This is a genomic window from Erwinia mallotivora, assembly GCF_000590885.1.
GTDB lineage: Bacteria > Pseudomonadota > Gammaproteobacteria > Enterobacterales > Enterobacteriaceae > Erwinia > Erwinia mallotivora.
Genome location: NZ_JFHN01000071.1, coordinates 1 through 14,817, shown reverse-complemented (window position 1 = coordinate 14,817; position 14,817 = coordinate 1). Strand labels below are relative to the sequence as shown.

Annotated in this window: 8 protein-coding genes; 3 read left to right on the top strand and 5 right to left on the bottom strand. The window is 52.9% G+C overall.

Going from position 1 to position 14,817, the window contains the following annotated elements; genetic code table 11:
* The first annotated feature begins 442 nt into the window (after nt 1-442).
* Nucleotides 443-2,119: a flagellar filament capping protein FliD gene (fliD, locus tag BG55_RS18760; protein WP_235192800.1), complete on the top strand. Its 1,677-nt coding sequence runs from the start codon at nt 443-445 to the stop codon at nt 2,117-2,119.
* Nucleotides 2,120-2,457: 338 nt separating this feature from the next.
* Nucleotides 2,458-4,128 carry a 2-isopropylmalate synthase gene (gene leuA / locus BG55_RS18750; protein ID WP_034940800.1) on the top strand — a complete coding sequence of 557 codons (1,671 nt, stop codon included), beginning with the start codon at nt 2,458-2,460 and terminating at the stop codon, nt 4,126-4,128.
* On the opposite strand, the gene BG55_RS18745 is transcribed toward leuA, so the two are convergent.
* Complete coding sequence (locus BG55_RS18745; RefSeq protein ID WP_034940798.1) at nt 4,115-4,879, bottom strand: AraC family transcriptional regulator; 765 nt, start codon at nt 4,877-4,879, stop codon at nt 4,115-4,117. The two genes, leuA and BG55_RS18745, sit on opposite strands and share 14 nt — an antisense overlap.
* Nucleotides 4,880-5,305: 426 nt before the next feature.
* Here BG55_RS18745 and BG55_RS18740 point away from each other — a divergent pair, with 426 nt between their 5' ends.
* Nucleotides 5,306-9,109, top strand: coding sequence for a hypothetical protein (locus tag BG55_RS18740; RefSeq protein WP_034940796.1), 3,804 nt, complete (start codon nt 5,306-5,308; stop codon nt 9,107-9,109).
* 154 nt (nt 9,110-9,263) lie between these two features.
* Here the strand turns inward: BG55_RS18740 and BG55_RS18735 are convergent, their stop codons facing one another.
* The 4 genes from BG55_RS18735 to BG55_RS18720 all read right to left on the bottom strand — a co-directional run.
* A complete protein-coding gene (locus tag BG55_RS18735; RefSeq protein ID WP_034940793.1) occupies nt 9,264-10,442 on the bottom strand; it encodes a type III PLP-dependent enzyme in 1,179 nt (392 codons plus the stop codon).
* A complete protein-coding gene (locus BG55_RS18730; RefSeq protein WP_052018960.1) occupies nt 10,439-12,196 on the bottom strand; it encodes an IucA/IucC family protein in 1,758 nt (585 codons plus the stop codon). Before BG55_RS18730 ends, BG55_RS18735 begins: the two co-directional genes overlap by 4 nt.
* Nucleotides 12,171-13,328 carry an MFS transporter gene (locus BG55_RS18725; RefSeq protein WP_034940792.1) on the bottom strand — a complete coding sequence of 386 codons (1,158 nt, stop codon included), beginning with the start codon at nt 13,326-13,328 and terminating at the stop codon, nt 12,171-12,173. Before BG55_RS18725 ends, BG55_RS18730 begins: the two co-directional genes overlap by 26 nt.
* The coding region (locus BG55_RS18720) for an IucA/IucC family protein (RefSeq protein ID WP_034940790.1) at nt 13,328-14,817 on the bottom strand (1,490 nt) is incomplete at its 5' end. The genes BG55_RS18720 and BG55_RS18725, both read right to left, overlap by 1 nt.

Sequence of the window (14,817 nt, the reverse complement as noted above, 5' to 3'; positions counted from 1 at the left end):
CGGAAAAGATCGCTGCTCCAGCTGATTAACAGTACGGCTGGCGTCAGACCACGACGACATCAATAACCCTGGCACCGGCCACCGGCTGCGTTATCACAGCCCCCGCTTTTCCAGCTCATCGGCAAACTCGATACCGCTTCCAGCGCAGGGATGAATAATTTCCCACGCCTGAAAAGCTTCAGGCAGACACGCCGTCATTTTCAGCAGTCTTCACCGCTGGCAAAAGTTTTATTGACTCTCCCTTACAAAAAATACATTAATATTTCTTTATGTTTACAAAAAGTGAGCCGCTGCAAACACCCTCAATGCCACTGCGTTTTGCTCAGATAAGCAAAAATTGATTTGCGTTTATAACGCAAATTTTTACTGAAGTTCTCACTGGTCATGCCGATAAGTTCAACTGCTACTAACTTCCTGTGTACAAAAACAACGAGGAAACATTATGAGCACAATATCATCGCTACCGGTCTCATCTGCGCTAAGCAGTTCGGCATTATCTGCCGCCAACGCAACCCCCTCTGTTGCTGATGATTCATCAACGCAAGCCGCAACAACGGCGACCACATCGTCAGATGACTCGTCAACAACCTCCACCACAACGACGCCCTCATCCTCCGACACGACATCAACAGCCACCCCCACCACCACGACCTCCTCAGAGAGTTCAACTACCGATTCCGGCACCGCAGACAGCGGTATGAGTATGCTGGGTGTCGGTTCGGGGCTGGATCTGAGCGGGATGCTCGACAAGCTTGAGGAGACGGAAAAGGCTGCGCTGACGCCTGTCACCCAGCAGCAGCAGTCCTGGACCGCAAAGCTGAGCGGTTATGGACAGCTGAAAAGTTCGCTGGAGACATTTCAGACCGCGAACCAGAAACTGACCGACCCCACGCTGTTCAACGCCACTAAAGCTGACAGCTCCAGCTCGGCCATCAGCGCCACCACCACGGCAGGCGCACAGGAAGGCAAGTACAGCGTCAGCGTGTCACAACTTGCCCAGTCGCAAACCCTGACCTCCGGGATTGCGAAAGATACTGACGCGAAACTGGGTGACAGCGGCGTTGACAGCCGTACACTCACCATCACGCTGGCTGATGGTTCACATAAAGATATCAAGTTGAGCAGCGACCAGACCTCCCTGTCCGGTATGCAGGATGCCATTAACCATGCCGATGCCGGAGTCACCGCCAGCGTGGTGAAAGTGGCGGATGGCAGCTATCGTCTGTCACTGACCGCCAGTGAAACGGGAACCTCTCACGCCATTACCTCGGTCAGTGCCGACGGAGACGACAAACTGGAAAAGTTTATTGGCTTCAGCGCGGGCGGTGGGGGCCTGAGCGAAAGTGTTAAAGCGCAGAATGCAAAACTCAGCGTGAATAATATTGATGTGGAAAGCAGTTCAAACTCCGTCAGCGACGCACTGCCTGGGGTTACGCTGGATCTCAATGCCGTCACCACAGGCAGCCAGACCGTGACCGTTTCCACCGATACTGACAGCGCAGAGCAGGCGGTCAGCGACTGGGTGGATGCCTATAACGCCCAGGTGGACACCTCTGCCAGCCTGACAAAATCAGCGGCGGCAGATGCCAGTGACAGCGACACCACCCAGTCTTCATCAGAAGACAGCAGCAACGGCCCGCTGGTGGGTGACGGCACCGTACGTACCATTCAACGCCAGCTCCAGAATGCCCTGACGGACAGCTCAGGATCGGATTCACTCCAGTCGCTGATCCAGGTCGGCATCACCACCGACCCGATGACCGGCAAGCTGAAACTGGACAAGGATGCCCTGCATACCGCAATAACAGAAAGCCCGGAAGACGTCAGCAATCTGTTTGCCGGTAATGGCAAGAGCACCGGCACGGCAACCAGCATCGCCACACAGCTCACCAGCGCCCTTTCTGAGAACGGTTCGCTGGGAAATGCACAAAGTGCGGCAAGTAGCCGTCTTAGCACACTGCAACAGAGATACAGCGAGCAAAGCCAGCGCATCGACAACACGCTGGAACGCTATAAAAAGCAGTTCACTCAGCTGGACAGTGTGATAAGCCAGTTAAACAGTACCAGTTCTTTCCTGACGCAGCAGTTCAGCGCAACGCAGTCCGAGAGCACAAAATAGCCAGTTCAAAGGGCCTGATTGCAGGCCCTTTTCTCTCCGTCACGACGAATAATTATCCTCAGCCTGCCAGAAGAAAATAATGAAGTCCCCTGCCATCAGTCATTCCGCTGATGGTCCCGCTGCGCTGCCACTCAACAGCTTCTGTCCCGGCAGAACCCTGCACTCTATTACCGAAGCAACGACACCTTTGAGTCTGAACTGCCGGCCATGCATTTTTTACCGCTTAGAACCGCTTATCCGCGATTTTGTCACTTTTGCGTAATCGGTTGTCAGATATCGGTGAGCGCTGCCGCCCGGGTTTGCATAACACTGTCGATTCCCACTACAAGGAGTCCGGCATGTTAAACACCCCGTCGTCAAAATATAAAGCACACCCTCCCATCAACCTCGAGGGGCGTAAATGGCCTGACCGCACGCTGACCCGCCCGCCGCGCTGGCTGTCAACCGATCTGCGTGACGGTAATCAGGCGCTGGCGGAACCGATGGATGTGGCACGTAAACTGAAATTCTGGGAGCTGCTGATTGAGTGTGGATTTAAAGAGATCGAAGTCGCCTTTCCTTCCGCGTCGCAGACGGATTTTAACTTTGTCCGGCGGCTGATTGAGGAACAGCGCATTCCGCAGGATGTCACCATCCAGGTGCTGACCCCGGCGCGGGAAGATTTAATCACCCGCACTTTTGAAGCCTTACAAGGCGTCGGCCGCGCAACCGTCCATTTATATAACGCGACGGCACCGCTGTTCAGGGAGGTGGTGTTCCGCCAGACACGGGAAGAGATCGTCCAGCTTGCGGTCAGTGCCGCAAAACACATTCGCCGCTTAGCGGCTGAGGCTACGGAAACCGCCTGGACATTTCAGTACTCGCCCGAAACATTCTGTTTTACCGAGCCGGATTTTGCCTTACAGATAGCAGAAGCCGTCGCTGAAGTCTGGCAGCCCGGACCTGAGCGTCCGATGATTATCAATCTTCCGGCAACGGTCGAAGTCAGTATGCCGAATATTTATGCCGATCAGATTGAACATTTTTGTCGCCATTTTTCCCACCGCGAGCAGGTTAGTATCAGCGTGCACCCGCACAACGATCGCGGCACCGGCATTGCCTGTGCCGAACTGGCGATGCTGGCGGGGGCCGATCGCGTCGAAGGCTGTCTGTTTGGTAACGGCGAGCGCACCGGAAATGTTTGCCTGGTCACCCTGGCGATGAATCTTTACACCCAGGGGATCGCCCCCGGACTCGATTTCAGCCAGATGAAAAAAGTGGTGGAGCGGGTCGAAGAGTGTAACCAGCTGCCGGTCGCGCCGCGTCATCCCTATGCCGGAGAACTGGTGTTCACGGCATTCTCCGGCTCTCACCAGGATGCGATCAAAAAGGGCTTTGCCGCCCGAGAGCGTTCATCCGATCCCTTCTGGCAAATCCCTTATCTGCCGCTCGATCCTGCCGATATTGGTTGCAGCTATGAGGCGGTGATCCGCGTCAACAGTCAGTCGGGTAAAAGCGGGCCGGCGTGGCTGCTGGAACAGAATCACGGCCTGCATCTGCCCCGTCAACTGCAACAGGCCTTCAGCCAGCTGCTTCAGAACCGTGCGGATGCGGAAGGTAAAGAGATGTCGCAAATGGCCGTCTGGAACCTGTTCCGCGAGGCATACGGGCTGGTTGACCTGCCCCCGTTAAGCCTGACGCAATACAGCTGCACCAACCTGCCCGGCGAGCGCACCACGCTGACTGCCGAACTGATTTATCAGCAAAGAAGTCTGCATCTGCAAGGGTCAGGAAACGGTTTTCTCTCCGCAGCGCTGAGCGCGCTGTGCCGTGAGCTGAAAACCGATATGGAAATTGAGAGCTATCAGGAGCATACGCTGGGTAAACGCAGCGACAGCCGTTCTGTCGCCTATGTCTGCTGTCGTAACCGTGCCGGTGAATGCGGCTGGGGAGTCAGCATTGACAGCGATATTACCCGCGCCTCGCTCCAGGCGATGCTCAATGCCGCCGCACACTTCATGACGCCCTGAAGTAATCACCGGGCGAGACCCCCATCACCCGGCGAAACATGGCGCTGAACGCCCCGGGATTGGCATAGCCTGAATCCAGCGCCACCTGGGTCACCTGCTCGCCCTGCGCCAGACGCGTCAGGGCCAGCAGCAGACGGGCACGACGAACCCATTCACTGAACTGCATACCGGTTTGCTGATAAAAATGGCGATTGAGCGTTCTGCCGCTCACACAGACCTGACTGGCCGCGTTCGCCACGCTCCACTCCTGATGCGGGGCCTGCCGCACGGCGTCACACAGCTGTCTCAGTCGCTCTGAAACGGGCTCAGGTAAACTGAACGGCAGCGTGTTCATCAAACGGATCTCATCAAGGATAAGTTCATAAATTCGTTCCGCCCGACTACCGGATGAATACTCGGCAGGCAGATCCAGCGCGCTGACAATCAGCTCCCTTAACAGCGCGCTGATTGCCACCACCTGGCAGACCACCGGCAGATCTGCCCTGGCCAGCGGCTCAACAAACAGCACTCTGGCCTTAACTTCACCCACGATGTGCAAAGCATGAGGCGTATCTGAAGGTATCCACACCCCGCGCGAGGGGGGCACCACCCAGATACCCTGCTGCGTCTCCAGGCGAACCACGCCACTTAAGGTATGAATCAACTGGGCACAGCTGTGCGTATGCCAGCTCTCATAATCCCCATGCTGATAATCATGCGCTAAGGGGATCAGTGGCCGATGGGAAAAATCAAAATCGCGTTGTTTGGTCACAGGTTATCTTCATTGCAGGCTGAGTAAGTAAGACACGTATGATGGCATACAGGCTACCGTTATACTTTTAACTGTGATTTTCAAATAAGCTCTGAAGATCGATGATAATAATCATTATAAATTAACCACCATAAAAAATAAATTATTTACATAACAGAAAAAAAGACAATAAAAACCCACCCTGATATTCTTATTTGAATCTGGTAGGTATTTTTCCTGGTCTGTATCGTTTTTTGATAGCATGAAAAAAATAAAAATATAAAATTTAAAAAATAATCAGGGAAGGTTAACCAGAGATGAAAAAATGACTGACAAACCGAGATATCACCCCTTCCCTGTTGCATTTCAACAGTAAAGGAAAGGTTATTCATACAGAATAAATTTTCCTTTTATCATCGATATATAAATTCACGGAGAGAGTTTACCATGCCCATTTCTAATACATATGCACAGGAACATCGTCATCACACAGGTCAATATTACAATAAAACACACAACAGCTATTTTAACCAGAAAGAACTTAATGCAAAAATCGCCCAACTCGCCGCATGCCCAGGTGCTCACTCCACTAATTATGATCAAAGAATGCGCGCCAGTGCCATCTTATCAGCAGTAACGCTGATATCTAATATAACAGGACAACCAAAACTACATGCTTTAACTGACAACAGCGCGCGAAAACATGCTACAGATAATGCATTAAAAAATGCAGACTGGCATTACAATAATTCCAGAGTAGCAAAAGCATTTAAGGAGCACAAATCTGCTGACTTCGACAAAGAAAATACCAAAACCTCAGATAATGTTACCCCTACGGACGAAAAAAATGAAAACATTACCGGGAACATAAAAGCAGATAATTTGAAAAAAAACAGCGATAATGAGGTCAATCCTCCGGAGAAAATAAAGGGTATTTCGTCCCTCTTTGCCTCGCAGGCACAAGATAACATTACTGCGCAAAACAACCAAAAAACAGGCATCATAGATATGATTGCTTCGGCGGGAAATTTCATTGATCGAACTATTAATAAATATGATCCATTAACGTTCCCCACGACGAATGCCAGCCCTGTTACTAACAACAGACCTGAAAAAACATCTCTGAATAATATTTCGAAAATTCAAAACAATGAAATAAACAATTTTCTTAAAAACGAAAGCATACTTATAAGCAGTTATAAAAATTCCATACCATTGCTCAAAACATTAAATGGCGTGGCCGAATTTCTTGATAAAAAACCACATAAATCAGATGAAATAGCCAGAGCAATATTACAGCAATCAGGAAACACTGACAGCCCCAAAAACGCGTTTATTTCTGACAGTGAGTCAGATTTCATCATTAACAGATGGTTGTCAGAACAGATATTAAAAACCAACCCGACGGATTTTTTAGCGCAAAAAATTGCCGAAACGGCGTTTCCTGAAGAATATACCCTTGCTCATTTAAAAGACTTTCTTTCATTAGACGCGCGCTTACCAAATGATAACAAACAGCCTGTGTCACCCATGCTGAAAGAGCTGTGGAACGATGCCATTGAGCAAGCATTTCCTCTGTTTGCAGTCGACAACGCAGAACATATTCCATTGAAGGATAATAAATGGGGATTTAAGCATGCCGGTGCGCTTTATCTGAAACAAAGTGGTGTCGAAGATCAAGATATCACTCTGGAATCAGCGTCTTTTGCCGGAAAAATGATTTTCACCCTGATGGAAGAAAATGCCCTGCCAGATGCGATAAACGGTGCAGATCTGTTCAGGTTACCTGCTTTGGTTGAATATGCGATACATAATCCCGCAGACTGGAAAAACAATGACGCAGAAAGCCTGATGAATACCAGAAAGGAAGCTATCAAAAATCTGTTCAGTCATTACAGACAGCATATAAAAAATAATGTCTTCGACCACTTTAACGAGGCTATGGCTGTCTGGAAACCGCGCCTTGAGGTGGTGGAAAATTATAAAAGACTGGCTCAGCCCTGGTATCTAGCACAAGCCGCTTATGCTTCTGAAAACAATAGGGGAGATTTCGATAACATCCCGATAGACTACACTGATTATGAAGCGGCAGACGCAGAATACAAAGAAAAAACCGAACATGTAGCCGAAAAATATGCCGATATTGATCGAATCCTGGTCAATGTGGCATTAGGTGAAGCAGACGAGGCGGATCTTAAATTCATCGCTGATGCACAGGTCAAACATGTCGATATCGAAATATCAGACGTCGAAACAGCCAGAAATCAAATGCGCCCAATGAGTCCGCAAGAATTATTGTCAAAAACCTCCAGTCTTAAACCAGGCGTTTCTGTGTTTTCAGCAGTAAAAGGTGGTAAAGAGAAAATCTATGCTCTGAAACCCGAAGAAGCCGGATACAGCCTGCAACTTCTTAACAGGGACAAGGATGATTATTACTGGAAAGACCTGATGGCAGACAATCAGGGATTAAATAATCCGAATTATAAACTAAATGTAATCCCGCGTGACACGCATAAAAACCAGGCGGATGGGATGGAAGTCCTGTTAAACTCACTGGTGAAAGAGCATAAGGATCATTTTTATAAATCTCTCTATGATCAGGGTTATGAAAAACTCTTTAGTGAAAAGGTAAGAGACTTTTTTTTGTCACTTATCCCTTTTTATGATTGTACCCAGAGCATTCGTTCGGGTGATGTAGCCGGTGCCACTATCAGCTGTTCACTGGATATTCTTTCATTTATTCCTGTTGTCGGTAAAATAGCCAGCATGTCTGGCAAATTTGCCGGTAGCGTGGCAATGGGCGTCAAACAAATTGCACGTACTGCAATGACAACGGCAACCAGAGATGCGATCCAGTCAGGTGTATTCAGACAGGCAGTAAAAGATGTTGGGAAGAATACTCTACGTAATATCGCCATCCCAGGCACCAGGCAATTATCCGCTGTTGGTGTAGAAGCGATAAGAGCGGTAGATCCTGGATTTGAAATGCTGTGGAATGCAGGTAAAGTCAGCAAAAAGTTACTGATGGCTATTGCAAAAAAAATTGAAAATAAAGCACCTGTCTCATTTGAGAAAATCATCAACAAACTAAATACAAAAGAAAAACAACTGGAAAATATTAGGAAAATAAGATACAAAAAAAATGAAATTGATACTGAAATCAATATTAAAAATGAAATAAAAAATAAAAAAATTGAACCAGGGACATATAAGAATGATGGTACAACACTGGATGAAATAAATGTTAAAAAAGGAAGTAAGGTTAATGAAAATCTACTTCCCTTCTGTACCAGCAGAATAAAAAGAGGTCTTGATGATTTATGTATTCAGGCCCCACAACTAAATATTGATGATAATGGCGTCATGAATTTTCACACTGAAAAACCGGGAGAATACAAATTCGGCATCTACCCACCACTGCTAAAAAAAATAAATCCGGAACGATATAACATCCTGAAAAACACCCTGGATAATATAGATTCAATCAGTGAATCTGTGGTAAAAAACATAAATGCAATGTCTGATCTGGAAATTGAGCGTCACTTTTTTGAAATGACATCCTCGATTGCCAGCGCAAAAGATATAAAAAATAAACTTGCAGAACTTGATACGGCAATTGATCTGTTAAATTCAGACTTCGAAAACAGATATATTATCAGCAATCTGTATTCAGACCAAAAGGGTGTTTATGGACTCTATAACAAAAACCTCAAAAGAATAATTTTGAATGACGAAACATTTTCATCACCTGAAGCGCTCACTCAGGGTATTCTTCACGAAATAACGCACTCAGTAGATACTGAAGATTACCTTTATTTTAACGTGGATTTAGCGTCTGGCACAGGGAGAAAAGTATACCAGTCTGAAAAAGAGATGCTTGATCAATATGTATCAGCAATGACAGATGATACAAGTGCAGCAAGGAGAGGAGAGGATGGTTATCCTGGTTATGGTATGGCTACGAATGAGTATTTTGGTATAACAGACTCAATGAGTCTTTCAGATAAAAAAACATTAATAAAACAAACATTAATCAATGGCGGGGAAAAAGTTAACAAGCTTGGATTAAATAATGCCGATACACTATCAGCTTACTATATGAGTCTGGCTGGATTAGGAAGGAAAAGTCAGGTAGTGGATCTTACCAGGGAGATCCCACTAAAGGATACAGCAAGGATTTTTTCAACTTCCGCAGCAAAGCGCCCTCTGAAGGACGACTTAATTAAAAATAACCTGATCTCAAACCCCTGAGCAGCTGGCTGATTGGGCTCAGCCGTTGGCTCAGGCTAAAAACCTGAAACAGGCGGTGAAACTCACCTGATTACGGCACAATAAAAGGTATCCCCTCAGTCAATCATTTCCCGGAAAGCAAGCGATGCCCGATGCATCGCCTGCTTTCATCACCTCACTTCAGCCAGAACACTTCAGGGGGTGAATGCATCAGGAAATTCTGGTGCGAAATATTCCACGCATAGGCTCCGGCAAGGCTGAACACCAGCCAGTCACCCGGTGCCAGCGCCGTAACCGGCTGCTGACGTGCCAGCACATCTTTCGGCGTACAGAGCTGACCGACCAGCGTCACCTGTTGCCCGCTAATCCAGGGTGTGTTCTGCTCTCGCCGCAGTACGCTGAACGGATGGTTGTGACTCTGCGCCGCAGGCGTGCGAAAATGATGCGTGCCGCCGCGCCCGATAGCAAACCACTCCCCGAGGTTTTTCTTGATGTCCAGCACTTCCATCACATACCAGCCACACGGCGCGGTAATGTAGCGCCCACATTCAAAACGCAGCGTCCAGCCACGGGCCTGGCTCTGCTGAGTGATATCCGGCAGGCGCTGACAGAAAGCGGCCCAGTCAAAATGCTTCTCAGGGTCAAGGTAGTTGATCCCTATCCCACCGCCGACGTTGATTAAATCCACCGACAGCGACCAGCGCTGGCACCAGTCCTGCACCTTGTCCAGATAGAGCCGAATCAGGGCCAGATGATTATCCACATCCAGCTGATGCGACATCAGATGGAAGTGAAAGCCGCGCAGTTCAATCAACGGCGATGCGGCAATCTCCTGCAATGCGGCGGGCAACTCCTGCTCATCCAGGCCAAAAGGCGTCGGTTTACCGCCCATCATCAGGTGGGTGCCGCTGATGCCATCCAGTGCAATATTCATGCGCAGCAGCACCGCCACGCGGCGGTTTTCCTGTTGGGTAATGGCCGTCAGACGGCGCAGTTCCGTCAGGCTTTCAACATGCAGGGTGACCACCCCGCACTCTACTGCCTGGCGCAGTTCGCTCTCCATTTTACCCGGACCGCCGAAGATCAGCGGCTTATCGGGCACCTGCTGCCGCAGCCAGGCAAGCTCGCCGCCGGAGGCGGCTTCGAAGCCGTCAACAAACTCGCTCAGCGTGTGCAGCACCGCCGCTTCCGGATTGGCTTTAGCGGCATAGTACAGCTCACATCCTGCCGGTAGCGCACTGCGCATCTGCCGGATGTGCTGAGCCAGCGCGCTCAGATCGTAAACATAGGCACAAAAGGGTTCTGTGCGCTGTTGCTGCAACTGTTGCAGCGTCTCAAGTACCTGCGGCGTCACCGGGCGCTCCTCATTGGGTGTTGCATCATGGTGTAATCCGCATGTCTGTCAGCCTGCTGCAACAAACGGATTTTCAGGTTGTTTTTCGACGGTATCGCGCCACCTGCCAGCATCGCGGCGATCTCCGGCTGATGCTGCCAGCGGGCCAGCTGAGTCGCCAGCCGATCCCACAGCTGCTGTTCCAGCTGACGATCGCCATCCGCCAGGCGGAACAGCACCTCTGACAGATGGTTGATGAACAGGCAGTAGGCAACGCGCCGCCAGCCCTGCTCACGGCTGTACCAGACAGACTGACGTGCCCGTTCCGACATCATCGCCAGATCCCCGGCTGACCAGCGTTCGGTGGTCAGCTTGGTGCCTTCCAGGTCGCGTATCCAGATATCAGTCGGCAGCTCGCCGTTCATCGCCAGCAGCACATTTTGCAGATGCGGCTCAAACACCAGACCGTCGGTGAAGAAGGCATCCAGTACGCCAGGCAATAACACCGCCAGATAGTGCTCCAGCCACAGCAGGCTGGCCTGCTGCATGGTCAAGCCGCGCGCCGCACCGAGCTGTGAAATAACTGCCTGCAACGGGCTGTTGCCCTGATGGTCGAGCGCAAAGAGTGCCGCGGCCAGCCACGGCTGCTCATCGCGCAGGTTGTCGCGATAGAGGATGCCGAAGCACTCCTGAAGATGGCGCACCTCATCCGCTTCCCCCTCCTCAGCAATCGCCGAGAAATCGAGGCTGCTGGCGGCGGGTTCACGCATAATGTGGAAACCTGGCGCACTGGCTTCCAGCCGGGCGAAATGGCGTTCAAGCAAGGCATTAAGCGCCACGGCGCTCTCCAGTTCATACCAGGCATTTTTACGCACACAGTTAGTCAGGCGCACATGAATGGAGAGTTTCAGGAAATAGGGCAGCGACGCCAGGTACAGCGTTCGCACCGAAGAGGTCGCGGCAAAATCCGGACCTACCTGCCCCAGCGGCGTAATCAGCCCGGCACGCAGCGCGCGCTGATAAACCGGCGAGCCGGTAATATGGCGCACCTCCCACGGATGGCACGGATAGCAGTCCTGCCCCTGCAACTGCGCCAGCACGTCGGAAACCGGCGCATCGCCGCTGATCTGCAACAGCGAAGGGTCGATGCGGAACCAGTACAGCGGAAAACGCGCCGAGACTTCCGGCGAACAGGCCAGCAGCGCTTCCGGCGTCACCCCCTGACGGCTTTTCGGGCTGGGATGCATCGGATGCCCCCACAGCAGGCTCTCTTCACTGCGAATATAACGATGTTCAGCGGCAGCGGGCGGTAAATGAGAAATAAATGACGCCATCACCTGTACGCTGTTTTCAATCTGATCCATCAGTTCAAGGTCCGGCAGCTGGCCGGTCTGGCGCACCATATCCCCGACCAGAAACGCCATCGCTTCGCTACAGCGCACCGCCCGCCACGGACGACCAAACTGCTTCACAAAGGGCGTACCGATAAAATCACCGCGCCCCAACAGGCTCCAGCGTTGCGCCCGAATAGCCAGCAGCGTACTCTCTGCCCCCCCTAATTCCAGCAGCACCACCTCGCCGGAGACCATCCGGCTGGCAAGCGACAGCGGAATATTGCCCTGGCGTACCAGGCTGATGCTGCCTGCCGGACGGGCGAATTCACGGATATAGCAGTTCAGCAGCGCCGTCAGACCGGCAAATTCCGCCTGTTCCCGCTCTGGCGCAACTTTTGGCGTCAGCAGCGGATGTTTACGAACCGCGAGTGATACGGACATAACCTGATCCTCGTAAAGGTGAAGTAACAAAGATTAACGCGGCACAAAGAGCCGCAAAGGCAGACGCCAGCCAGGGCGTCTGCAAAGAGAAATGCACCACCAGCCAGCCTGCGCTGGTTCCGGCGGCAACCCCGGCCCATTTACCGGCAGCATCAATCTGACCAAACTGCTTACCGGCGCTGTGCTGACGGATTCGGTCACTGAGCATCTGATTCGCACCGCTGTAGGCCAGCAACATCCCCAGGCCAAACAGCGTTCGCGCCATCAGCAATGCGCCCTCCCCGGCCAGCTGCGTGTGCCACAGAGCAGACACGGCCATCAGCACCGTGCCCGGCAGGAAGTACAGCGCACGTCCCGCCAGCCGGTGCCACAGGGGTAACAGCAGCAGATAGATAAGGTGCGGCCAGCTGTAAAACACGCCAATGACCAGTTCCTGATGCAGCCAGCGGGCGGCATACGGCAGGAAATAGGGAAAGGTCACCACCATCGCGAAGTTAAACAGAAACTGCATCGCCCACAGATCCCGCAGCAGGTCTCTGCCCGCCCCCGCAGCGGCGGGAGCGGCTTTTTTGACCGAGACCTCATCAGCCGGCAGGCGCAGACTGAACAGCAATCCGCACAGCGGCAGCACCGCCAGGCCCAGCCATAACCGCTGGCCGATGTGCGGAAACAGCATCAGAATCGCGCCCATCAGCGGTGGAGCACTCAACAGCGCCAGCCGGGCTGAAAACTGCGTCCAGTTCAGCGCCTTCGCCAGCTCATCGCCGCGCAGATGAACCGACAGATAACCGTTGGCCGCCGCCAGCGTGCCGCCTGCCAGGCCCTGCATCGCCAGCGCCACCATCAGCCAGGGTAGCGAAGGTGCCGCACCGGCAAGAAGAAACGCCAGCGTCAGCCCCACCAGCGCACGCTGGAGTGACAGCCGTCTGCCATAACGGTCGGCAAAGCGTCCCCACCAGGCCGAGGAGAGCGCGGTCATCACCGCCGGTAAGCTGAACAGCACGCCGGCCCACAGGCTTTGCTCCCCGATACCAAATGCCGTCAGTAAACGCGGCAGATAGAGCGGCACGCCCAGCACGGTGAACGCCGCCAGAAAGTGGCAGGCGAGCACCACCAGTAGCGTGCGGCGCATCAGCCGTTCCCCCGCCGCAGAAAGTTCGGCCCGCTCTGTCCATAGAACTTGTTGATATCCGCCGCGCCGGAAGCCTCTTTACTCAGCAGGCTGCCGCTCAGCAACAGGTATTTCACCGGCTGGGTGGGCGATGCAAACAGCTGCTGACGGGCAAAATCGGTGATCACACCTTCCCGCTCCAACTGCGTCAGGCTGTTCTCCAGCGACGTACGCAGCGTCTGATACGCCGCTTCTCTCTCCAGCAGTTTCGCTGCCGCCAGGCTCTCCAGCACCGCCGCCAGACAAAGCTGGAGAGTGATAGTGATAAACATCCGGGACAGCGCCAGGTCGTCCTGCACGCTGATTCGCGGATCGCGCAGTTGATCAACACGCGCGGCCAGCGACGGACAGGCGGTTTTGAAGCGCTCAGGCAGCAGGCGGGCGGCGTCATTATCTTTCATCACCAGCGTCAGCGGTTCACCGGGCGTCAGACTCAGCACCGCATTTTGCTGGTTTGATTCCAGCGCAATGCCGTAGCGCAGCCACAGCGTCAGATGCACATCGGCCATCAGCTGGCAGTATTCACGCCACCAGCTGGCAGCATCCGGCATCCCCGGCTGTTGCAGCAACGACGCCAGCAGCAGACGTCCGTCCGGCAGGCGGCTGCCCAGCGCCGCCACCGGCAGCAGCGTTTCACCCGGGCGCGGGGCGGCATAGCGACGCAGCAGAAAGGCCAGCTGTTTATCCTCGGCAACATGCCCGCAGAAACGCTCGTCAACGTGACGATATTTCCCGCGCAGCAGCGGCTCCTGCTCACCGATCGCAGACAGCACTTCGGCAAACCACTGGCCGTCATACAGCGTCGAAGCTTTGATCAGACGGATATTCTTCTGTCCGAGGGTGCGCATACTCAGCGGCACCTTAAGGTGATCGGCGGGATGGTCCGCCAGCTGCACGGTGCGCACCGACAGCGTCGGATAAACCTCAAGCCACGGCGCAGGCGCAATCACCGCTCCGGCAGGCAGCGCGGTGAGATGAGGCAGGGTCAGTGGATGCACCGGAACCAGCTCGTAGTCGGCCTGCATCCCGGCATCCAGTCCCACCTGCTGCGGCAGCGGCCACCATGTGGGTCTGGCATCGGGTGCGGTCAGCCGCAGTTGCTCACGCGGCAGCGCCACCCAGCGCAGGCGGAACGGCTGGCAGAACTCCGGCGCGTACTGGCGCAGATCGGCCTCGCTGAAGCCAAACTTGGCGCGGGCGGTAGGGTAATAAGGATGATCGAGAAAGCTCGCCAGCTGATCGGCATGACGCAGTCGCTCGCCCCAGTTCATTTCCGCTGGCGTACGCATTAACCGTGCCTGCTGCTGGACAAAGGCCGCCGCGCACAGCTCCCCCTGCGCCACTGCGGCATCCGCCTCTTCTTTATAGGTGGCAAACAGCTGACGGGTTTCCTCCTGCCCGTCGGGCATCAGCGCCGCCAGCCAGGCGGCGTAGCCTCTCTGCGGCTGGC